This is a genomic window from Arthrobacter sp. PAMC25284 (genome assembly GCF_019443425.1).
Classification (GTDB): domain Bacteria; phylum Actinomycetota; class Actinomycetes; order Actinomycetales; family Micrococcaceae; genus Arthrobacter; species Arthrobacter oryzae_A.
Map to the genome: position 1 here is coordinate 1,005,799 of NZ_CP080382.1, position 21,743 is coordinate 1,027,541.

Annotated in this window: 22 protein-coding genes and 1 pseudogene; 14 read left to right on the forward strand and 9 right to left on the reverse strand. The window is 64.9% G+C overall.

The genetic code is table 11. From position 1 onward, the window contains the following. Positions 1-106: 106 nt before the first annotated feature. The 4 genes from lipB (at position 107) to KY499_RS04765 (ending at position 3,139) form a co-directional block, all read left to right on the forward strand. Positions 107-775 carry a lipoyl(octanoyl) transferase LipB gene (lipB, locus tag KY499_RS04750; RefSeq protein WP_123256378.1) on the forward strand — a complete coding sequence of 223 codons (669 nt, stop codon included), beginning with the start codon at positions 107-109 and terminating at the stop codon, positions 773-775. Beyond that, positions 772-1,779, forward strand: a complete 1,008-nt coding sequence (gene lipA / locus KY499_RS04755) for a lipoyl synthase (RefSeq protein ID WP_219886340.1) — start codon at positions 772-774, stop codon at positions 1,777-1,779. Before lipB ends, lipA begins: the two co-directional genes overlap by 4 nt. A 92-nt stretch (positions 1,780-1,871) precedes the next feature. Beyond that, the gene (locus KY499_RS04760) at positions 1,872-2,621 is read left to right on the forward strand and encodes a DUF4191 domain-containing protein (protein WP_123256376.1); all 750 of its coding nucleotides are present in this window, start codon (positions 1,872-1,874) and stop codon (positions 2,619-2,621) included. A gap of 149 nt (positions 2,622-2,770) precedes the next feature. Then, positions 2,771-3,139 (forward strand): DUF3817 domain-containing protein, encoded by a 369-nt coding sequence (locus tag KY499_RS04765; RefSeq protein WP_219886341.1) that lies wholly within the window; start codon positions 2,771-2,773, stop codon positions 3,137-3,139. 112 nt (positions 3,140-3,251) lie between these two features. Here the strand turns inward: KY499_RS04765 and KY499_RS04770 are convergent, their stop codons facing one another. Next, positions 3,252-3,689 carry an RDD family protein gene (locus KY499_RS04770; RefSeq protein ID WP_123256374.1) on the reverse strand — a complete coding sequence of 146 codons (438 nt, stop codon included), beginning with the start codon at positions 3,687-3,689 and terminating at the stop codon, positions 3,252-3,254. Between the two features lie 283 nt (positions 3,690-3,972). Between KY499_RS04770 and glnA (KY499_RS04775) the strand changes: the two genes are divergently transcribed. Next, the gene (gene glnA, locus KY499_RS04775) at positions 3,973-5,397 is read left to right on the forward strand and encodes a type I glutamate--ammonia ligase (RefSeq protein ID WP_123256373.1); all 1,425 of its coding nucleotides are present in this window, start codon (positions 3,973-3,975) and stop codon (positions 5,395-5,397) included. 138 nt (positions 5,398-5,535) lie between these two features. Continuing rightward, on the forward strand, positions 5,536-5,982 hold the full coding sequence (locus tag KY499_RS04780; protein ID WP_123256360.1) for a GNAT family N-acetyltransferase: 447 nt from the start codon (positions 5,536-5,538) through the stop codon (positions 5,980-5,982). A gap of 57 nt (positions 5,983-6,039) precedes the next feature. Here KY499_RS04780 and KY499_RS04785 read toward each other — a convergent pair whose 3' ends face one another. Further along, entirely contained in the window at positions 6,040-6,423 is a 384-nt protein-coding gene (locus KY499_RS04785; RefSeq protein WP_123256439.1) for a VOC family protein, read from the reverse strand. A 195-nt stretch (positions 6,424-6,618) separates the two neighbouring features. Here KY499_RS04785 and KY499_RS04790 point away from each other — a divergent pair, with 195 nt between their 5' ends. From KY499_RS04790 to rbsD, 7 genes are read left to right on the forward strand one after another with little or no spacing between them, the layout of a single operon-like run. Beyond that, positions 6,619-7,653: a LacI family DNA-binding transcriptional regulator gene (locus tag KY499_RS04790; RefSeq protein ID WP_219886342.1), complete on the forward strand. Its 1,035-nt coding sequence runs from the start codon at positions 6,619-6,621 to the stop codon at positions 7,651-7,653. A gap of 1 nt (position 7,654) precedes the next feature. Next, positions 7,655-9,202, forward strand: a complete 1,548-nt coding sequence (locus KY499_RS04795) for a sugar ABC transporter ATP-binding protein (RefSeq protein WP_219886344.1) — start codon at positions 7,655-7,657, stop codon at positions 9,200-9,202. 21 nt (positions 9,203-9,223) lie between these two features. Further along, a complete protein-coding gene (locus KY499_RS04800; protein WP_123256357.1) occupies positions 9,224-10,195 on the forward strand; it encodes an ABC transporter permease in 972 nt (323 codons plus the stop codon). 50 nt (positions 10,196-10,245) lie between these two features. Then, complete coding sequence (locus KY499_RS04805) at positions 10,246-10,926, forward strand: substrate-binding domain-containing protein (RefSeq protein WP_258190964.1); 681 nt, start codon at positions 10,246-10,248, stop codon at positions 10,924-10,926. Next, positions 10,898-11,188, forward strand: coding sequence for a substrate-binding domain-containing protein (locus tag KY499_RS18045; protein ID WP_375141118.1), 291 nt, complete (start codon positions 10,898-10,900; stop codon positions 11,186-11,188). Before KY499_RS04805 ends, KY499_RS18045 begins: the two co-directional genes overlap by 29 nt. Then, complete coding sequence (locus KY499_RS04810; RefSeq protein ID WP_219886345.1) at positions 11,188-12,123, forward strand: ribokinase; 936 nt, start codon at positions 11,188-11,190, stop codon at positions 12,121-12,123. Before KY499_RS18045 ends, KY499_RS04810 begins: the two co-directional genes overlap by 1 nt. Further along, on the forward strand, positions 12,120-12,503 hold the full coding sequence (gene rbsD / locus KY499_RS04815) for a D-ribose pyranase (protein ID WP_123256354.1): 384 nt from the start codon (positions 12,120-12,122) through the stop codon (positions 12,501-12,503). Before KY499_RS04810 ends, rbsD begins: the two co-directional genes overlap by 4 nt. A gap of 60 nt (positions 12,504-12,563) precedes the next feature. Here the strand turns inward: rbsD and KY499_RS04820 are convergent. From KY499_RS04820 to glnA (KY499_RS04845), 6 genes and pseudogenes are all read right to left on the reverse strand, one after another. Next, positions 12,564-13,098, reverse strand: a pseudogene (locus KY499_RS04820) (GNAT family N-acetyltransferase). A 47-nt stretch (positions 13,099-13,145) separates the two neighbouring features. Further along, positions 13,146-13,562 carry a VOC family protein gene (locus KY499_RS04825; protein WP_219886349.1) on the reverse strand — a complete coding sequence of 139 codons (417 nt, stop codon included), beginning with the start codon at positions 13,560-13,562 and terminating at the stop codon, positions 13,146-13,148. A 74-nt stretch (positions 13,563-13,636) separates the two neighbouring features. After that, positions 13,637-14,386, reverse strand: coding sequence for an amino acid ABC transporter ATP-binding protein (locus KY499_RS04830; RefSeq protein ID WP_219886351.1), 750 nt, complete (start codon positions 14,384-14,386; stop codon positions 13,637-13,639). Continuing rightward, positions 14,383-15,840 carry an amino acid ABC transporter substrate-binding protein/permease gene (locus KY499_RS04835; protein WP_219886920.1) on the reverse strand — a complete coding sequence of 486 codons (1,458 nt, stop codon included), beginning with the start codon at positions 15,838-15,840 and terminating at the stop codon, positions 14,383-14,385. Before KY499_RS04835 ends, KY499_RS04830 begins: the two co-directional genes overlap by 4 nt. 144 nt (positions 15,841-15,984) lie before the next feature. Beyond that, the gene (locus tag KY499_RS04840) at positions 15,985-18,996 is read right to left on the reverse strand and encodes a bifunctional [glutamine synthetase] adenylyltransferase/[glutamine synthetase]-adenylyl-L-tyrosine phosphorylase (RefSeq protein WP_123256349.1); all 3,012 of its coding nucleotides are present in this window, start codon (positions 18,994-18,996) and stop codon (positions 15,985-15,987) included. 27 nt (positions 18,997-19,023) lie between these two features. Continuing rightward, positions 19,024-20,364: a type I glutamate--ammonia ligase gene (gene glnA, locus KY499_RS04845; RefSeq protein WP_123256348.1), complete on the reverse strand. Its 1,341-nt coding sequence runs from the start codon at positions 20,362-20,364 to the stop codon at positions 19,024-19,026. Between the two features lie 261 nt (positions 20,365-20,625). Here glnA (KY499_RS04845) and panB point away from each other — a divergent pair, with 261 nt between their 5' ends. Next, positions 20,626-21,498, forward strand: a complete 873-nt coding sequence (panB, locus tag KY499_RS04850; protein ID WP_123256347.1) for a 3-methyl-2-oxobutanoate hydroxymethyltransferase — start codon at positions 20,626-20,628, stop codon at positions 21,496-21,498. Between the two features lie 78 nt (positions 21,499-21,576). Here panB and KY499_RS04855 read toward each other — a convergent pair whose 3' ends face one another. Further along, a complete protein-coding gene (locus KY499_RS04855) occupies positions 21,577-21,741 on the reverse strand; it encodes an SPOR domain-containing protein (RefSeq protein WP_123256346.1) in 165 nt (54 codons plus the stop codon). Positions 21,742-21,743 lie beyond the last annotated feature (2 nt).

Consider the following 21,743-nt stretch of genomic DNA (forward strand, 5'->3'; position numbering starts at 1 on the left):
CCCAAGGAATAGCGGATTTCGTGGGATCCCGCAGAAGTTATCCACAGGAATGAGAGCTTGAACACAGAATCGGTGCAGGGCACGGCCGGGGGCTAAGCTGGATGCCATGACTCTTGAGTTCACTCGGCTGGGTCTGGCCCCGAATTTCGTCGATTACACCCGCGGCTGGGACATCCAGCGCGAGCTCCACGCGAAAGTCCTGGCCGGCACGGCACCCAGCACCGTCCTCCTGCTCGAACATGCCGCTGTCTACACGGCCGGCAAACGCACAGAGGATCACGAGCGTCCCTTCGATGGCACCCCCGTGGTGCCCGTGGACCGTGGCGGCAAACTGACCTGGCACGGACCAGGACAGCTTGTCGGCTACCCCGTGATCAAGTTGAAGAATCCGGCGGGCATCCGCGAATACGTCGAACGCCTCGAGGCCGTGATCATCGCCGTGCTCGCCGATTACGGCATCACGGCAGCACGGATCAAAGGCAGGGCCGGAGTCTGGATCGACGAGGACGCGAACGGCCCGGCCCGCAAAATCGCAGCCATCGGCATCCGCGTCCACGAGGGCGTCACCATGCACGGCTTCGCCATCAACTGCAATAACGATCTTGCCCCGTACCGGCAGATCATCGCCTGCGGCATCACCGACGCGGGCGTCACCACCATCGCGCAGGAGACGGGCCGTGACGTTGCTCCGGCGGACCTCGTGTCACGGATCACCCAGGAACTGCGCGACAATGAAGTAGCCCTAGTTGCAACCCCCGAAGGAGCTCTACTGTGACACTGGCACCCGAAGGCCGGAAAATGCTGCGCATTGAACAGCGAAATGCGGCCACCCCGGTGGAACGTAAGCCCGAATGGATCAAGGCCAAGGTCCAGATGGGCCCGGAGTTCGTCCAGCTCAAAAAACTCGTCAAGAAGGAGGGGCTCCACACCGTCTGCGAAGAGGCCGGCTGCCCCAACATCTTCGAATGCTGGGAAGACAAGGAAGCGACGTTCCTGATCGGCGGTTCCGAGTGCACCCGGCGTTGCGACTTCTGCCAAATTGATACCGGCAAGCCCTCTCCCGTGGACGTGTTCGAGCCCACCAAGGTGGCCCGCTCGGTCCAGGCCATGCAGCTCCGCTACGCCACCGTGACCGGTGTGGCCCGCGACGACCTCGCAGACGAGGGAGTCTGGCTTTATGCCGAGACGGTCCGCAAAATCCACGAACTGAACCCTGGCACCGGAGTCGAACTGCTGATCCCCGACTTTTCCGGCAAACCGGAGCACATTGCGGCCATCTGCGACTCCAAGCCTGAGGTGTTCGCCCACAACGTCGAAACCGTGCCTCGGATCTTCAAGCGCATCCGCCCCGCGTTCCGCTACGACCGCTCCCTCGACGTCATCACGCAGGGCCGCAATCTGGGCATGGTGACAAAGTCCAACCTCATCCTGGGCATGGGCGAGACCCGCGAAGAGATCTCCGAAGCTCTCCGGGACCTGCACGAGGCCGGCTGCGACCTGATCACCATCACGCAGTATCTGCGCCCAAGCGAAAGACACCTGCCGGTCGACCGTTGGGTCAAGCCGCAGGAATTTGTTGACCTGCAGCACGAGGCGGACGAAATCGGCTTCCTCGGCGTGATGAGCGGCCCGCTGGTACGTTCCTCATACCGCGCCGGCCGGCTCTGGGCCACGGCGATGCGCAAGAAGGGCTGGGAAATCCCGGCCGAGCTCGCCCACATTGAAAGCTCCGGCAGCACCCGGCAGGAAGCCAGCTCGCTGCTCGCGGCCCGCTCCTGAATCCACCACACCGCAAGTGCGGATGAGGGCCGGGCTCCGGAGCAATCCGGCGTCCGGCCCTCAACCGTAAATCACGTAGAATTAAAGGCACTATGGCGAACTCCTCTGACTCCAGCATCTCCACACCGGACTCCGACGCTCCCAAGCGCGGCCTCTTCTCCCGCAAGCCCAAGGCAGCAAAGATCAAGAAGCCGAGCCGGTTGAAGCAGATCGGCGAGGTTTTCAAGATGACCCGCCGGCATGACCCCATGGTCCAGTGGGTCATGTTGCTGGCCTTCCTGGGCGTTGTCGCCGCCAGCCTCCTCGTGGGTTTCCTGTTGGACAACTGGATCACCGGCCTGATCATTGGCATCACGCTCGGTGTCCTGGCCGCGACCCTTATTCTGTCCCGGCGCGCTGAACGCGCCGCCTTCGCGCAGATCGAGAACCAACCCGGCGCGTCCGGTGCTGCACTGGGAACGCTCAAGCGCGGGTGGATCACAGAAGACCAGCCCGTGGCCGTGAACCCGCGGACCCAGGACGCGATTTTCCGCGCCATCGGCCGTCCCGGCGTCGTACTGGTCACCGAGGGTCCCAGCGCCCGGGTCAAACCGCTCGTTGACGCTGAACGCAAGCGGCTCGCCCGGATCCTGCCCAACGTCACCATCCACGTTATCGAGAGCGGCCGCGGCGACGGCCAGGTGCCGATCAGCCAGATCGCAAAGAAGATGAACAAGCTTAAGAATGAGCTGACCAAGATCGAGGTCGGCGCCGTGTCCAAGCGGATTTCCTCTTTGGGCAGCCGCTTGCCCATTCCCAAGGGCATTGATCCTTTCAAGGCCCGTCCAAACCGCGGACGTTAGCCCGACGGCAGCCTTCGAGAACCGCCCCGGTTTCCACCCGCACGTGGGGAGGCAGCCGGGGCGTTTTCTTGTGCCGAGTCGGCTCTCCGTAAAGCATTGACCAAACAATTTCTCACCGACGTCCCCCGGGACAGAAACCGGAGCATCCCATGAAACGCCCGTCCACGCCCGCACTGATCCGTACTTTCCGTGTGCTGGCGATCGCCGAAGGCTTCAGTTGGGCGGCATTGCTGGTCGGGATGTTCCTGAAATGGGTGGCCGGGACCACTGAGCTGGGAGTGCAGATCGCAGGCCCCATCCACGGCGCGTTGTTCATCGGCTACGGGCTCTCGGCACTGGCTCTCTGGGGTGCCCTCCGTTGGCCGTTCCGGGTAGCTGTTGCCGCCGGGTTCTCCGCCGTGCTTCCCTTCGCCACAGTCTGGTTTGAACGCTGGGCCGGCCGCCGCGGCTATCTTGATCCCGCGGACCGCCACGAGGGCACGCAGCAGGTGACAGCGGGCGTGGAGGCGCAGGTCTGATCCGTCGACGACGGTCCGGCCTTAGTCCGGGCCGTGCCGGGCCTGCTCCGGGCCTGTTCCGCCCTCTTACGGCTGGACCTGCGGCCAGGTCCTGCATTCGGACTGCCCAGTACTACATTCGGACGAGGATGGTGTTCAACGCTTTGTCGTGGAGGCCACGCTGGTCAGGATCAAAAATGACCGCCGGAATGACAAGGCACAGCAGCAGGCTCCGTACCAGGGCAGCCAGCGGACCAGCGGAACCGCCGCGCAGGCTCACGACATGGATCCCGGCGATCCGGTGGCCGATACTGTAGCCCAGCGTGCCGATCAAGAGGATCTGTTCGACGGCGAACACGCCAAGGGTGGCCCACGAATTTCCACCGAACGCGAAGTTGCTGATGAGCAATGCAAAGCCCCAATCGATGCAGATCGCAAGAATCCTGCGCCCCGCACGGGCCATCGAGCCCGGCCCCGATTCCGGCAGTCCCAGCCGCTCCCCCGGATACTTCGAGAGGCCGGACGTGTCCGGTCCGCTGAGCCATGAGCCTATATCTTTACGATCAACCACCGGTCCAGACTATCGGTTCGGGAGCCGGACGACGACGCATCGCCTGGCCCACACTTTGGAACCGGATAGGCCAATCTACGGACACCGCGTACGGTTTAGGGGACAGTTCATTCTGTAACCTGCCGGAAACAATGCGGACACTAGCGGGAAATCCCGTCTGCCTAAGGTAGTAACAGTTGCTAGCGGCTATAGGAGCGGGGATTTTTTCTGCCTTCCCCGCCGTCGGACTGCGCTGGACCATAGTGCCTGACGGCCACATATTTCATATGCGTAAGGAGCATAGATGTTCAAGACTGCGGACGACGTCCTCAAGTTCATCAAAGACGAAGACATTAAATTCGTCGATATCCGCTTCACCGACCTCCCTGGCGTTCAGCAGCACTTCAACGTGCCCGCCAAGAGCGTGGACGCGGACTTCTTCGTCAACGGCCAACTCTTTGACGGATCATCGATCCGCGGCTTCCAGGGCATTGCCGAGTCTGACATGCAGCTCATCCCGGACGTAACGACCGCGTTCGTCGACGCTTTCCGCATGGAAAAGACCCTCGCGCTGAACTTCTCCATCGTCAACCCGCGCACCGGCGACCCTTACCACCGCGACCCCCGCGGCGTGGCCGAGAAGGCCGAGGCCTACCTGGCGTCGACCGGCATCGCCGACACTGCGTTCTTCGCACCTGAGGCCGAGTTCTTCGTCTTTGACAACGTCCAGTACCAGTCCTCACCGCAGGGCAGCTTCTACAAGATCGACTCAGAAGAAGCACACTGGAACACCGGCCGTGAAGAAGAGGGCGGAAACCTCGGCTATAAGACCCCCGTCAAGGGCGGCTACTTCCCGGTCTCCCCCACAGACAAGCAGGCCGACCTCCGCGACGCAATGTGCATCGCCCTGGACGAGGCCGGCCTTGAGGTCGAACGCAGCCACCACGAAGTCGGTTCCGCCGGGCAGGCTGAGATCAACTACAAGTTCACCACCCTGACCCACGCCGCTGATGATCTGCAGAAGTTCAAGTACGTCATCAAGAACACCGCGGACGCCTGGGGCAAGTCTGTCACCTTTATGCCGAAGCCGGTCTTCGGCGACAACGGCTCCGGCATGCACTGCCACCAGTCCTTGTGGACCAACGGCGAGCCGCTGTTCTACGACGAGAAGGGCTACGCCGGGCTCTCCGACATGGCCCGCTGGTACATCGGTGGCCTGCTGAAGCACTCCTCGGCTGTTCTCGCGTTCACCAACCCGACGGTCAACTCCTACCGCCGCCTGGTCAAGGGCTTCGAAGCGCCGGTCAACATGGTCTACTCGCAGGGCAACCGCTCCGCCGGTATCCGTATCCCGATCACCGGTTCCAACCCGAAGGCCAAGCGCATCGAATTCCGCGCTCCGGACCCCTCCTCCAACCCGTACCTGGCGTTCGCTGCCCAGCTGATGGCCGGCATCGACGGCATCCGCAACCGCATCGAACCGCCGGCTCCGATCGACAAGGACCTCTACGAGCTCCCCGCCGAGGAAGCCAAGGACATCCCCAAGGCTCCCGGAACGCTCGAAGAAGCCCTCGATGCACTGGCCGAGGACAACGAGTTCCTGCAGGCAGGCGGCGTCTTCACCCAGGACCTGATCGACACCTGGATCGAATACAAGTACGAGAACGAAATCCGCCCGCTCTCGCTGCGCCCGAACCCGTACGAGTTCGAGCTGTACTACGGCGTCTAGTCACCGTACGGACCGCGCACCAACTGGTCCGCCCAAGATCCGCCCGGCCCGCCTCCATACCGGAGGCAGGCCGGGCGGATCTTTTTTGTCGGCCGTTCCGGTGTTGTAGACACCGCCCGGCAGTGACACGATGCATCAATGGATGCCCTTCGCACCAAGCGCCTGGGTCCCGGCGACCGTGAGGCGGCTCGCGCCGTGTTCGCGGTGATGGCGCAGGCGTTTGCAGAAGAAGCCAGGCCCCTTCCTGACGACTATGTTGACGCGCTGCTGCAAAGCGATGCGTTCTGGGTCCTCGCGGCGTTCGCCGATAAGAGCATCATTGGCGGCCTCACAGCCCACACGCTGCCGCTGACCCGCTCGCCGTCCGCAGAACTGTTCATCTATGACCTTGCCGTCCATCAGGACCATCGTCGCCGGGGCGTGGGCCGCAGGCTGATTCTGGATGTGCGCGACGCCGCCCGTGCGGCCAACCTGGGCGATGTCGTTCTCGCCGCGGACCAGGAGGACACATATGCGCTCGAGTTTTATCGCGCCCAGGGTGGCGCAGCAGCCCTGGCGACCATTTTCACCTTTACGCCCGAGTGAGTATGTGCAGGTTGGCGCTTTGGCCCGATGACTGGACGGGTGATGGCTGCCTGCCCCCTACGTGGTGGCCGGAGGCGTTCTCCGGATTTCCTGGATAACCCAGCGGTTTCCGTCCGGATCCTTGAAGGTGGCGAATAAAAACCCGCCCATGTCCTGCGGTTCGCTGATCTCGGCTCCGCGGCTGATCAGGGCGGCCCGAATCTCGGCCATGTCGGTCACGACGAGCTGCAGCCCCTCAAGGCTGCCGGGCGCCATGCTGTGCATTCCCGTGCCGATGACAATCGATGCCGCTGACCCGGGCGGGGTGAGCTGGACCACCCGCATCCCTGGGATGTGCTCGACATCGTGGTCGAGCTCAAATCCCAGCAGCTCCGTGTAGAACTTCTTGGCCCGGTCCACGTCGGAGACCGGAACCTGGACAACCTCTAGACGCAGTTCCATGTGCAGCACCCTAGCAGCCCGGCCGCCGCCGACAGCAGGCCTCCGGGCTGCTGCGTGACGTGAGATTACGCTTCAGACCAAAAAGGCCCAGATGGCATATTGACAGTCCGGTGCGGACCCTCCTATAGTCGTGGAATCGATTACATGGAATCGATTCCATGACTGCGACAGTCAATCACAAAGAGGTGAACTAAAGTGACCGGTGCAACCATCAAGGATGTGGCCGCCTTGGCCGGCGTCTCCGCTGCCACGGCCTCCCGGGTGCTCTCCGGCAACCCCGCCACCTCTCCGGAGGCCCGTGAAAAAGTCCGCGCAGCCGTCGAGCAACTCGACTTTCGGCCCAACGCCCAGGCCCAGTCGCTGCGGTCCACGCGAACCAACACGATCGGCCTCCTCGTCTCCGATGTCCGCAACCCGTTTTTCGCCGACCTCGCCCACGCCGTCGAGCAGGCCGCGCTGGCGGCCGGCTATGTCACGATGCTCGGCAACGCCAACGAACGCCAGGACCAGCAGGACCGCTACCTCGATACGCTCATCACCCGCAGGGTGGACGGCATCATCGTGGCTCCACAGGGAGACGGCAGCGGCGCCATCGCTTCACTGATCAAGCGACGTATCCCCACCGTTTTTGTGGACCGCACAGTCGACAACATTGCCGTGCCCAGCGTCACTACAGACAGCACCCCCGGCATCCGCCAGGCCGTCGAGCATCTCGCCGCCAACGGTCACCGCCGCATTGGCTACATTGCCGGGCCACGCTCCATCTCCACGGGCCGGGACCGGTACACGGCCTTCACCAATGCCATCCGGGAATTTGGCCTCGACGACTCCCGGGAATTGATTTACTTCGGCGACTTCCAGGCCGCCAGCGGCTCTGCCGGGACACACGCCCTGATGACTCTGGACCGGCCCCCCACGGCGATTCTGGCCGCGGACAGTCCCATGGCGGTTGGCGCCGTCGCCCTGCTGCACCGCCTTGGCCTGCAGATCGGCCGCGACATCGCCCTCGTCGCATTCGACGACATTGAGTGGTTCGCCATGCTCGACCCCGCCCTCACGGTGATTTCGCACAGCGTCGAGGACATGGGCCGGATCGCTGTGGAACTCCTGCGCCAGGTTATCGACGGCGGTACCCCGTTCTCGGTCCTGCTGCCCAGCGAACTCGTCGTCAGGGCCTCGTCCGGGCCAGTCACCGGCCACGCCAACCTGCCCCAGCGAAGGAACAACTGATATGAGCCAGCAGCCCCTCATCACGCTCGACCGGGTCAGTAAGACTTTCGGTCCCGTCACGGTTATCTCCGATGTGACAGTGAACGTCTATGCCGGCAAAGTCCAGGTCCTGCTCGGGGAGAACGGCGCCGGCAAGTCCACTCTCATCAAGATGATGGCCGGGGTGCACCAGCCCGATGGCGGCAGTATCCTCGTCGATGGCCGCGCCGTGACGCTGCCGGGCACCCGGGCCGCCGAGGCCCTTGGCATTGCCACGATCCACCAGGAACTGAACCTCGTCGGGACGATGAGCGTCGCCGAAAACGTCATGCTGGGCCGGATGCCCAAGAAATACGGCCTGGTAGACCGCAAGGAACTCCGGCGGCAGGCCCGTGCGGCGCTGGCGCTGATCGGGCTCGACGTTGACGTTGACACTCCGGTCGGCGAACTCGGCATCGCCCGGCAGCAGCTGGTTGAAATCGCGAAGGCACTCAGCATCAACGCCAGGATCCTGATCCTGGACGAACCCACGGCAGCGCTCACCCGGCACGAGACGGAAAGCCTTTTCCGGGTGATCGAGGATCTCCGCAGCCACGGCGTCGGGATGCTCTTCATCAGCCATCACCTCGATGAGATCGCCGAAATCGGGGATTCCGTGACAGTGCTGCGCGACGGCGAATTCGTGGCGGAAGTTCCCGCGTCCACCCCCGAGGATGAACTGGTCCGGCTTATGGTGGGGCGCAGCATCGACGAACAATTCCCCCGGCGGGCTGGCTCCGACGCCGATCTTCCGAACAGTTTGCCACTGCCCGGCGCTAACTCGAACGGCGACGCAGGCGTCCTGCAGGTCACCAGCCTCAGCTCCAAGGGCAAGTTTCAGGACATCAGTTTCACTGTCCGGCCCGGGGAAATCCTCGGCATCGCCGGGCTGGTGGGAGCCGGGCGGACGGAACTGATCCGTGCCATCGCGGGCGCGGACAAATACGACTCGGGCTCCGTGACTGTCCGGGGCCGCACACTTCCCGCAGGCAACGTCGGTGCGGCAGTTGCCGCAGGGATCGGCCATGTGCCCGAGGACCGGAAAGTCCAGGGACTCGTTCTGGATGCCTCCGTCAATGAAAACCTGGGCTACGCCACCCTCAAATCCACCGCGCGTCTGGGACTGGCGGACTTTTCCGGTCAGCGCAGCCGGGCCGAATCCGTAGCCCGGACGTTGCGGATCCGGATGCACGACATCGAGCAGCCTATCCGCTCCTTGTCGGGAGGCAACCAGCAGAAAGCCGTCTTCGGCCGCTGGATCCTGGCCGGGTCGACAGTGCTGCTGCTCGACGAACCGACCCGGGGTGTCGATGTAGGCGCCAAGGTCGAAATCTATGAACTGATGAACCAAATCACCGCCGCCGGCGGAGCGATCGTTATGGTCTCCAGCGAACTGCCCGAGGTCCTGGGCATGAGCGACCGCATCCTGGTCATGCGTGACGGAGCCCTCGCCGGCGAACTGAACGCGGCGGAAGCCACCCAGGATGCCGTGATGACGCTGGCAGCCCGCGACACCGACGAAGTGAACTGAGAGAGGCAAGGAACAACTTTTATGTCCACCGCTACTTTGGACGCGCCACTGCGCCGCGTCGACCTGCGCCGATTCCTCGCCAACAACGGCGCCCTCGTGGGGCTCCTGGTACTCTGCCTGGCGCTCTTCATCGCCACCCCCGACTTCCTCACCGGGCCCAACCTGCTCAACATCGGCATCCAGGTCTCCACGGTCGCTGTCCTGGCTTTCGGCATGACCTTTGTGATCGTCGCGGGCGGCATCGACTTGTCCGTCGGCTCCGTCGCAGCGCTGTCGGCCATGGTGTCCGGCTGGTTCTTCGCCAGCGCCAACCTGCCGGGCGGCGTTGCCTTGCTGGCCGGGCTCGTGACCGGCCTGCTTGTCGGCGTTGTGAACGGTCTTGCCAGCGCCTACGGCAAGCTGCCCTCGTTCATTGCCACCCTCGCGATGCTCAGCATCGCCCGTGGACTGACCCTCGTGATCTCCGACGGCCGGCCGATCAAGACGGCCCCGGAAGTATCCTTTCTTGGCGGCAACCTCGGCCCGATTCCAATGCCGATCATCGTCCTGGTCGTGGCAGCACTCGTTGCCGCGTTCATCCTCAACCGGACGGTCCTGGGCCGGTCCATGTACGCCGTTGGCGGCAACAAAGAGGCAGCCCGGCTGTCCGGGCTGCCCGTGCAGCGCATCATCGTGGTCGTGTTCGGCCTGGCCGGGCTCTTCGCCGCTCTGGCTGGCCTGCTGCTGGCCGGCCGGCTGGATTCCGCCCAGCCGCAAGCGGCTGCCGGCTACGAACTCGACGCGATCGCCGCCGTCGTGATCGGCGGGGCATCCCTGGCAGGCGGGCTGGGCAGAATCTCCGGCACGTTCGTCGGTGCTCTGGTCCTGGTAGTGATCCGCAACGGACTGAACCTTCTTAACGTCACATCCTTCTGGCAGCAGGTCGTCATCGGTGTCGTCATTGCCCTCGCGGTAGGCATGGACGTGCTGCGCAGAAAAACCCGGTCCAGCTAGGGACCGCACACGTTTTCCCCCCTCCCCGATTCAACCCTAAGGAAAGAACAATGAAGATCTCCCTCCGCCAAATGGCGGCCGTCGCAGCGACAGCCACACTCGTCCTCGCAGGAACCACCGCCTGCAACCGCGGCACCGACGCCACCGCCGGGACCCCGAAAGTGACGCTGGCCCTGTCCACGCTCAACAATCCTTTCTTCGTCGAACTCCGCGACGGTGCCGAAGCCGCAGCCAAGACCGCCGGCATCCAGCTGGATGTCGTTGACGCGCAGAACGACTCGGCGACCCAGGCCAACCAGTTGGCGACAGCGGCAACCGGCAGCACAAAGGCAGTTATCATCAACCCTGTCGATTCGGACGCGGCCGGTTCCGCCGTGGCGACCCTGACCAAAGCCGGCATCCCGGTCATCGCCGTGGACCGAACCGTCAACGGCGCGGACCTGGCCTCCTATGTCGCCAGCGACAACGTCGCCGGCGGCAAGCAGGCAGCGGTAGAGCTGGCCAAGGCCATGGGGGAAGAGGGCAGCGTGATCGTCCTCCAGGGTGTCTCGGGAACGTCCGCCAGCCGCGACCGCGGTGCCGGCTTCGCCGAAGGCATCAAGGACTTCCCCAAGATCAAGGTCGTTGCCCAGCAGACGGCCAACTTCGACCGGGCCCGCGGCCCTGGACGTGGCGTCGAACCTGCTGCAGTCCAACCCCGGAGTGACCGGCATCTTCGCCGAAAACGATGAAATGGCCCTCGGCGCCATCCAGGCCCTCGGCGCCAAGGCCGGCGCCGAAGTGAAGGTCGTCGGCTTCGACGGCACCGCTGACGGTCTGGCCGCCATTGGTAACGGAACACTCGTCGCCACCATCGCGCAGCAGCCGGCCAAGCTGGGCCAGCTCGCCGTGGAGCTCGCCGCGAAGCTCGTCAAGGGCGAAAAGGTTGAATCAACCGTTCCGGTCGAGGTCGTCTCCGTGACCACCTCGAACCTGGGCGAATACACCAAGTGATGACTGCCGCCGCCCCCGCAAACGCCGGCCCGATCGTCGTCGTTGGCTCGATCAACGTTGACCAGGTCATCCGGGTTGACCGCCACCCTATGCCAGGCGAAACCGTGGTGGGGCATTCGATCACCATTCTTCCCGGCGGAAAAGGCGCCAACCAGGCGGTCGCCGCCGCGCAGCTCGGGGCGGCGGTATCCCTCGTCGGAGCCGTCGGAAACGATGGTCAGTCCGGGGCGGCCATGAAGCTCCTGGTCCGGGCCGGCGTGGACCTTTCCGCGGTGACCACGGTCGAAGGATCCACCGGTCTCGCCCTGATCAACGTTTCCGGCGACGGAGAAAACTCAATCGTGGTGGTCCCTGGGGCCAACGCGGCCATGGGAGAAGTGGCGGTGCAGGGCGCGGCGGAGCTGATCCGCAACGCAAGCGTGGTGGTGCTGCAGGGCGAAATCCCGGCGACAGGAATCGCGGCCGCCGCCCGTCTCGCTGCCGGGCGCATCCTGCTCAACCTCGCTCCCGTCATCAATGTGGACCCGGCCGTCATCCTCCAGGCCGATCCACTCGTCGTCAACGAGCACGAGGCCGCCCTGGTCCTGGAACTGCTGGAACCGGAACGGGAAGCACCTGCAGGGGACGAGGCACTGGTTGCCCGATTGCGGGCCAGCGGCATACGCTCAGTGGTCCTCACCCGCGGGGCACAGGGCGCCATCTGTTCCGATGCTGACGGGACGTTCGTTATCCCGGCGCCCAGGATGCAGGCCGTCGACACCTCGGGGGCGGGAGACGCCTTTGTGGGCGCCCTCAGCACCCGGCTCGCCACGGGCCAGCCGCTGCACGAGGCCGCCCGCTTCGCCTGCAGGGTCGGCGCGTTCGCGGTCCAGGGGCACGGAACCCAGCCCTCCTATCCAACCGCAGCCGATGTCCTTCCGGACGTGGAAGCATGAGGAAACGCGGCATTCTGAACGCAGAACTTAACGCCGCCCTCAGCCGGCTGGGGCACTCCGACGTCGTCCTCGTGGCCGACTGCGGCATGCCGGCCCCGGCCGGGGTCCCGGTGATCGACCTCGCCGTCGTTCTGGGGATCCCCCGCTTCGAGCAGGTCCTGGACGCGTTGCTCGACGAACTCGTTGTGGAAAGCTGCACTGCCGCCGCCGAGGTCCGAAACACACCAGCCGAAGCCTGGCTGACGGGGCGGTTCACCGGAGTGAAGTACATCAGCCACGCGGAACTCAAGGTGCTGTCGGGCTCCGCGAAGCTCTTCATCCGGACGGGCGAGGCGACCCCCTACGCCAACGCCGCCCTGGTCTGCGGCGTACCGTTCTGAGCCCACCGCGTCCGGCGCGCTTCCGGCCGGGAAGCACGCCGGACCGGAAGCCGGCCGGAGCTACAACCGGTGACCGGGCTGGAACCCGTGGTACATCGTCCGTTGCGGGGCCGGCGTCGCCGCCGTCATAGCGGCCCCGATCCTCAAACCCGGCCTTGCGGTACGCGGCTTGCCCTGCCGGGTTGCGTTCGTTAACGGAGAGGACAACCCCGGTCTGGCCGGTCCCAAGATCCGCAGTGAGCTTCGCGGCTTCCCGGACGGCCGCAACGGCGGCAAGGGTCCCGAAGCCCAGGCCCTGCCGGTGCCTGTCGATCAGGAAACCGCGCAGGAGCCAGGCGGAGTCATCGTCGGGCCAGCCGGCCAAGCGGGCAGCGCCGCTCTGCAGGGTGAAAACACCGACGGCCAGGCCATTCGTGTCGATCACAAACGGGTGCCGAGACTCTTCCTCCAGCCCTACCAGGACCATCCGGAGCGGATCTCCGACGAATTCCTGCTGCCCGTCTGCCACTCCAAGCAGCGCGACCTCCCCCAGTTTGATGGCCCGGGCGTCGCCGTCGAGCTTCCCCAGCGGCAGCAGCCACACACTTTCACGCATGACAGAAGCCTACCCACACGGCAGGCGCGACCGCCCGGTTGGACAGGCTACAGCGCGGCGTCCTTCGGTGGTCCGGCGGGATCCATCCAGAAGACCTCCCAGAGGTGCCCGTCCGGATCCTGGAAGCTGTGCGTATACATAAAACCGTAATCCTGGGCTTCCTCCGACGGCACGCCGCCCGAGGTCATCGCAGTCCGGACGGTTTCGTCGACGGCCTCGCGGCTGTCCAGCGAGAACGACATAATAACTTCCGCGGCACCCGCTGTGGCGGCAACCGATTTGGATGTGAACGTCTTGAAGTAGGACTCGACGAGGAGCATGACGTAGGCATTGTCGTTGACGATCATGCACGTGGCATTCTCGTCTGTGAAGTCGGGGTTGAAGGTGAACCCCAGCGCGGTGAAAAATTCCACCGTCCTGGAGAGGTCCTTCACAGGGAGGTTTACAAACAGGTGCCGGGCCATGCGACCCAAGATAGCACTGCCGGTGTGTCCTGTCAGCACGTGAACGCTCCCTGTGAGGGCGCCCCTCTCCCCCGCTAGAGAACCTTGGAGAGGAACTCCTGGGTTCGCTGCTGCTGGGGGTTGCCGAACAGGTCCTCCGGCTTGCCTTCCTCACAGATGACGCCGTCGGCCATAAAGAGCACGCGGTCCGCGACTTCGCGGGCAAAGCCCATCTCATGCGTGACCAGCACCATCGTCATGCCTTCGGCAGCGAGATCCTTGATGACCTGCAGTACTTCGCCCACCATTTCCGGGTCGAGGGCGGAGGTCGCCTCGTCGAAGAGCATAATGTCAGGGCTCATGGCCAGCGCCCGCGCGATGGCGACCCGCTGCTTTTGGCCGCCGGACAGCGACGCCGGTCGGGCGTCGGCTTTCTCGGCGAGTCCGACGCGCTCGAGAAGCCTGTACGCGGTGGCCCGGGCCTCGGTTTGACTGGCCTTCTTCGACTCGACCGGTGCGAGCATGATGTTCTCGATCACGCTCATGTGCGGGAAAAGATTGAAGTGCTGGAACACCATGCCGATGTGCCGGCGGACCTCGTTGATATTGACCTTCGGGTCCGTGACATCAAAGCCGTCCACCGTGACATGGCCGGCCGTGATGTCCTCCAGCTTGTTCAGGCAGCGCAGAAACGTCGACTTGCCGGAGCCCGACGGCCCGATCACGCAAACCACCTCGCCCTCGGCGACACTGGCAGTGATGCCTTTCAGGACTTCATTGTGGCCGAAGGACTTCTTGAGGTCCCGGACTTCAATCTTGGCCGGTGCGGCCGTTGCGGTACTCATTTGTTGAACCTCTTATCTGCGACGTTGGCCAGCTTGGTCAGCAGCATGATGACCACGAAGTAAATGACCGCCACGATGAACAGCGTCTCGGTAATCCGGAAGTTTCCGGCGTAGATCTGCTGGCCCTGGTACAGGAGCTCAGCGAAGCCAATGGCGAGCAGCAGGGAGCTGTCCTTGAGCATGATGATCAGCTGGTTGATCAGGGACGGCGTCATGATCTTGAACGCCTGCGGCACAACGACCTTTTGCATGGACTTGGCGTAGCCCAGACCCAGGCTCCGGCTGGCCTCAAGCTGGCCCGGGTCCACGGACTGGATGGATCCGCGAACAATTTCGGTGATGTACGCGGCCGAGTTAAGACTCAGCGTCAGCACACCAGCCACCCAGATATTGATCGGCTGTCCGGTCAGCTGCGGGATTCCGAAGTAGAAGAAGAACGCCCAAACGAGCAGCGGGGTGCCACGGAAGATGCTCACGAACGTCGTCGCGATGCCGCGCAACCATACGCTGGTGGAGATCTTCAGGAAGCCCATAAACAGACCGATCAGCATGGCGACGGCAAAGGAAATCGCCGTCACCAGAACAGTGTTGCCCAGACCCTTCATCAAGGCGGGGAAGCTGACGGCAAGCAGGTCCCAGAAACTGGTCTGTGCGGCCGCCGTCGGATCCTTAAGGTACTTGTCCAGGATGGCCTGGTACTCGCCGCTGGACTTCATGTCCGCGAGTCCGGCATTGAAGGCGGCGAGCAGTTCGGGGTTCTGGCCCTTGTTGACGGCGAAGCCGTAGGAGCCGCCCGGTTCTTTGTCCGTGACGGTCTTCAGCCCATTGTTCTGGCTGATGCCATAGGCCAGGACGGGGTAGTCATCGAAAACAGCGACGGCGTTGCCGGACTTCACAAATTCGTACATTGTGGCGGACTGGTCCAGGGACTTGACCGTGAAACCGTACTGATCGGCGATGGACTTGGCGAAGGTTTCGCCTTCGCTGCCGGTCTTGGCAGTAACGGTCTGGCCTTTGAGGTCGGCGTAGCCCGTGATGTCGGTGGTGGCCTTGGCGACGGCCATCTGCACGCCCGACTCGAAGTACGGTGCGGAGAAGTCGTAGATCTCCTTGCGGGCATCGGTGATCGACATCCCGGCGATGACACCGTCAACCTGATTGGACGAAAGCGCCTGCAGGGCTGCGTTGAAGCCGAGCGACTTAATTTCGACGGCGAACCCCTGGCTCGCGGCAATGCCACGGATGATGTCCATGTCGATACCGGTCAGCTCACCGCCGGCGTCCCGGAACTCGAACGGCGCAAACGTTGTGTCGGTGCCAATGACATAGGTCTTTCCGGATACGCTCGACGCCGCGGCTCCGGCAGCGGCCGGTGCGGCGGCGGCCGGTGCGGCGGCGGCGCCCGCGGCACCGAAGAATATGGCGGCAACAGCCAGTAACGCTCCGAGCACCATGGCGGCCCGTCGTCTGAGAGGCCCGGCCGGATGGAGTCTGGTCACAACTAAACAACCCTTCACTACGGTTCTACGGCCGGGCAGACGCGGCCCGGCACCGTATAGAGGGTACCCGCAATTCAGCCCCGCCCCGGCAGCACCAACCTACTGGCCGTAGAAAACCCGCTCAAACACGTTTCGGGCGCGGCGGCTGAGCCGGAGGTAATCCTCTTCCAGCGCCGCGGCGTTGCCCTGGCCGTAGCCGCACCAGCGCGCCACGGCTTCAAGGTCCCGGCGCGAGGACGGCAGCACGTCCGAGGCCCGGCCTGTCCAGATGACGTTGGCCGACCGGATCCGGCTCGCCAGCCGCCAGGCCCGCAGCAGGATCACCGCGTCCCCTGCCTCGAGGATGCCGAGGACCGCTGCGGCCTCCAGCGCATCAACGGTGGAGGTGGTCCTCAGCTCCGGGTGCCGTCCGGCATGCTGCAGCTGGATCAGCTGGGTCAGCCATTCGACGTCGCTCAAGCCGCCCCGGCCCAGCTTCAGGTGCCGGGCGGGATCGGCGCCGCGCGGCAGCCGTTCGGCCTCGACGCGTGCCTTGACCCGGCGGACTTCCCGGACGTCCTGCTCCGACAGTTCTTCCGGATAGCGGATGGGGTCAATGAGCGCCATAAAATCGGCGGCCAGGGCATCGTCGCCGGCCATCGGCCGGGCGCGCAGGAGGGCCTGGGCCTCCCACACGAGCGACCATCGCCGGTAGTACTCGGCAAAGGAGTCCAGAGAACGCACCATCGGTCCGTTCTTGCCCTCGGGTCGCAGATCGGCATCGACCATCAGTACGCGCTCGGCCAGGATGGCCGGTTTCAGCGGCTGGGTCAGCAGGCTGGAGAGCCGGCCCACGATCTGGAGCGCTTGCTTTTGGGCCTCGTCCTCGGGAACGCCGGGCAGGCCGCGGTGGACATACATCACATCCGCGTCCGAGCCGTAGCCGATCTCGCGACCACCTTGCCGTCCCATGGCCACCACCAGCACGTTCACCTTCAGGGGCTCCTCGGCAGTGACCACGGTTTCCGCGACGCGAAGCGCCCCGAGCACAGCGGCACGGTCCGCGTCGGCCAGCGCGGCCCCTACCTGGTCCTGGTCCAGCAGCCCGGCGCTGTCAGCAATGGCAATCCGGAGAATCTCCCGGCGTCGGATGAGCCGGATCAGTCGCATGGCGCTTTCCGGATCGGCGTGCCGGGACATTTTCGAGCTGATTTCCAGCCACTGTGACTCGAAGCTGAGCGGCGCCAGCTCTTTGTCCGTGCCGAGCCAGGCCACGGATTCGGCCGAGACCTCGAGCAGGTCCGCGATGAGCCGGGAGTTGGAGAGCACATGGCACAAGCGTTCCGCCGCCGCCGTTGAATCCCGGAGCAACCCCAAGTACCAGTGCGTAGTGCCCAGCGCCTCGCTGACCCGGCGGAAGGCGAGCAGCCCGCCGTCCGGATCCACACCGTCCGCGAGCCAGCCCAGCAGGATGGGCAGCAGCTGGCGCTGGAGCTGGGCGCGCCGGCTGACGCCGGCGGTGAGTGCCTCGATGTGCCGCATGGCGCCCGGCGGATCGAGGTAGCCCAGGGCAGCCAGGCGCCCCTGGGCAGCTTCCGGCGTCAAGCGCGCCTCTTCGCTGCTGAGGCTGGCCACGGTATTGAGCAGAGGACGGTAAAAGATGCGTTCGTGCAGCTCGCGCACGGAACGTTTGGTGGTCCGCCAGGCCGCGGCCAGGGCATCGGGCTGGGGCCGTTCGTCCGAGAAGGGCCCCAGCGCGGCTTTCGCCAGTGCCCGGAGGGCGGCATCCTTGACCGGCATCAGGTGCGTCCGGCGCAGCTGGAAGAGCTGGATCCGGTGTTCCAGGAGCCGCAGGTAGCGGTAGTTGCGGTCGAACTCCGCCGCATCGGCGCGGCCAATGTACCCGCCGGCGGACAGCGCGGCAATGGCCGACGTCGTGTCCCGGCAGCGCAGCGTCTCATCCGTTTTCCCGTGCACCAGTTGCAACAACTGGACGGTGAATTCGATGTCGCGCAGTCCGCCGCGGCCCAGCTTGATCTGGCGTTGCTCTTCGTCGGCGGGGATGTGCTCGGTGACCCTGCGGCGCATGGCCCGGACGGACTCGACGAATCCTTCCCGGCCGGCGGATGACCAGATCAGCGGCGCCACGGCGGCCTCGTAACGGGTGCCCAGTTCGGTGTCACCGGCTATCGTCCGCGCTTTCAGCAGCGCCTGGAATTCCCAGCTCTCGGCCCAGCGGGCGTAGTAGCTTTCGTGTGAAGCCAGCGTCCGGACGAGCGGACCGGATTTGCCCTCAGGCCGCAGGTTCGCGTCGACTTCCCACAGCCCAGGCTCCCGGCCGGCGGACATAATTGCCCGGGATATGCCCGACGCCAGGGCGGTCCCAATCGTGTTGGCGTGCGAGTCCTCCAGGGTGCCGGATTCAATCACGTAGATGACGTCGACGTCGGAAATGTAGTTGAGTTCGCGGGCCCCGCACTTGCCCATTCCGATGACGGCCAGTCCCACGTCGGCGACCTCGACTGGGTTGAAGTGCTCCGCAGCCTCGGCCCGGGAGACAGCCAGGGCAGCCTCAACGGCGGCGCCGGCCAGATCGGCCAGTTCGGCGCCCGCGGCGGGCATAAAATCCAGCGGGTCAGCCGCGCAGAGATCCTTTATGGCGAGCTCGACGACCCCGCGCCGGTAGGCCGCACGCAGTGCCGCGTAAGCTTCCTGCCCGGTAAGGGCCGCAACCGGCCGGGCAGACCTGGGATCCGCCCGCACCGATTTCAGCAGCCGGGAGCGCAGTTCCCCGGCGTCGGCGGCCTGCGGCTCCGGGCTGGTGGTGACATCAAAGACGTCCACATGTTCGGGGTGCCGGATGAGGAACTCGCCGAGGGCCTCTGAGGCGCCCAGCACCCGGTAAAGGGGTTCGCTGGTTTCAAGCTCCGCGACCGCGAGTTGGCGCAGTTTCGGGAGTTTCTCGATCAGCCTTACGAGGGACTGGAGGGCCGTGTCCGGGCTGGCCGCCAGTTGCAGGCCGGCAAAGAGGGCGTCCTGGTCCAGGCCGTCCAGCTCCCGGGCAGCGAGGAAGCGTTCGCCCTTGTCCAGATCGCTGAAGCCCGCCGCGATCATCCGCCGCGCCAGACTCACTTTGGCCTCCTCGTCACCGGCACGGACCTAAAGGATGCCGAGGTTGCGCTGCAGCTCGTAGGGCGTCACCTGGAGCCGGTAATCCTGCCATTCGGCGCGCTTGTTGCGCAGGAAGTGCTCGTAGACCTGCTCGCCGAGGATCTGCGGCATCAGTTCTGAATCCTCCATGGTCCTGATGGCGTCGTGCAGGCTGGCGGGCAGCGGGTCGTGGCCCATGGCGCGCCGTTCGGCCGTGCTGAGCGACCAGATGTCGTCCTCCGCCGCGGCCGGCAGCTGGTAGCCCTCCTCGATCCCCTTGAGGCCGGCGCCCAGCAGCACGGCATAGGCCAGGTACGGGTTCGCCGCCGAATCGATGCCGCGGTATTCGATCCGCGCCGACTGGCCCTTGCCCGGCTTGTAGAGCGGGACCCGGACCAGGGCGGAACGGTTGTTGTGTCCCCAGCTGAGGTAGCTCGGCGCTTCTCCCCCGCCCCACAGCCGCTTGTAGGAGTTCACGAACTGGTTGGTGACCGCAGTGAATTCGGGCGCGTGCTTGAGGATGCCCGCAATGAAATGCCGTGCAGTCGCGGAGAGCTGGAACTCGGCCCCGGCTTCGTAAAAGGCGTTGGTGTCCCCCTCAAAGAGCGAGAAGTGGGTGTGCATCCCGGAACCGGGGTGGGCGGTGAACGGCTTGGGCATAAATGTCGCATAGGTGCCCTGCTGCAGCGCGACTTCCTTGATCACGGTGCGGAACGTCATGATGTTGTCCGCCGTCTGCAGCGCATCCGCGTAGCGCAGGTCGATCTCGTTTTGGCCCGGGCCGGCCTCGTGGTGGCTGAACTCCACCGAAATACCCACGGATTCCAGCATGGTCACGGCGGTGCGCCGGAAGTCCTGGGCGACGCCGCCGGGGACGTGGTCAAAGTATCCCCCCTCGTCCACGGGTACGGGGGAACCGTCCGGTCCGGGAGTTTGGGACTTGAGCAGGTAGAACTCGATTTCCGGGTGGGTGTAGCAGGTGAAGCCCATATCGGCGGCCTTAGCCAGGGTCCGTTTGAGGACGTTGCGGGGATCGGCGGCTGAGGGCTCCCCGTCGGGTGTCAGGATGTCGCAGAACATCCGCGACGTCGCCTCCGTCTCGCCCCGCCACGGCAGGATCTGGAAGGTCGAGGGGTCCGGCTGCGCCAGCATGTCGGATTCGAAGACACGGGCGAGCCCCTCGATGGAGGAGCCGTCGAAGCCCAATCCTTCTTCAAAGGCACCCTCGACCTCGGCCGGGGCCAGCGCCACGGACTTGAGTGATCCCACGACGTCGGTGAACCACAAACGCACAAAACGCACGTCGCGTTCTTCGATCGTCCGCAGGACAAACTCTTGCTGGCGGTCCATTTTGGCCTCTTTCCGGTTCTTCAATCCGTACCCAGGCCCGTCCAACGTGGCGCCCGCGGCTGCTCACGATTCACTGTACTAAGCATTCGCTTCAATTGCTGGAGCCGTCCGCGCCCGTAACACAGCGTTAACACGAAGGCACCCTCCCCGGGCCTATGGTTGCCCGCACGGAAAGGACCACCTTGCCTGTGTGACACGATTCACCGGCCGGCGCCGGGACCCCGGTAGCTTGCACGCGAGGTCTCACACTACGGTGGTGCCATGGCCACTAGCACCAGCTCCGATTCCAGCACGCCTTCAGAATCCTCCGCCCCGGCGGTTGAGGTTCCCCGGAAGCCTGCGGCCAGGATCCGCACGCACCACCTTCACCAGGCCAAAGTCAACGGCGAACGGTTCGCCATGCTGACCGCCTATGACCAGTACACCGCTGAAATTTTCGATCAGGCGGGCATCGAGGTGCTGCTGGTCGGAGACTCCGCCTCCAATAACGTCTTCGGCAATGAAACCAGCATCCCGGTGACGGTCGATGAACTGATTCCCCTGTGCCGCGCCGTCGCCCGCTCTGCCAAACGCTCCCTCGTCGTCGCGGACCTGCCGTTCGGCAGCTATGAGGTCTCTGCCCAGCAGGCGGTGGCGACAGGCGTCCGTTTCCTCAAGGAGGGCCTCGCTCACGCCGTCAAGATCGAGGGCGGGAAGTTCTACGCCGAGACGGTCCGGGCCATGGTCCAGGCCGGAATCCCTGTCATGGCCCACATCGGTTTCACCCCGCAGAGCGAACACGCCCTCGGGGGCTACCGGGTCCAGGGCCGCGGCGATGACGCCGGGAGGCTGATCGAGGACGCCGTGGCACTGGCCGAGGCCGGCGCGTTCTGTGTCCTGATGGAAATGGTCCCGGCGGCCACGGCCGCCGCGGTGGACGCCGCCGTCGACGTCCCCACCATTGGGATCGGGGCCGGAAACGTCACCACGGGTCAGGTGCTGGTGTGGCAGGACATGGCCGGACTGCGCGGCGGCCGGATGGCGAAGTTCGTCAAGCAGTATGCCGACCTGCGGACCACGCTCAGCGACGCGGCGAAAGCCTACGGTGACGACGTGCGCTCGGGCCAGTTCCCCGGCCCCGAACACTCGTTCTAGCTGTACTGCCCAGACAGGTCAGTTAAGCGGCTGATGGGCGGGGTGGCCCGGGCTGTCCCGGCCGGGGACGGGCGCCGGTTAGTCGTCGTCGTCCTTGTCCCAGGCCTCGTTCCGGGCCTGGACCTTTTCGAGGGCGTGTTCTGCCTCCTCCCGGGTCTTGTAGGGACCGATCAGCTGGGTCCAGTCCGACATGGCGTCTTCCTCGACCTCGTGGGTGTTGACGTTGTACCAGTACTCCGGCATTG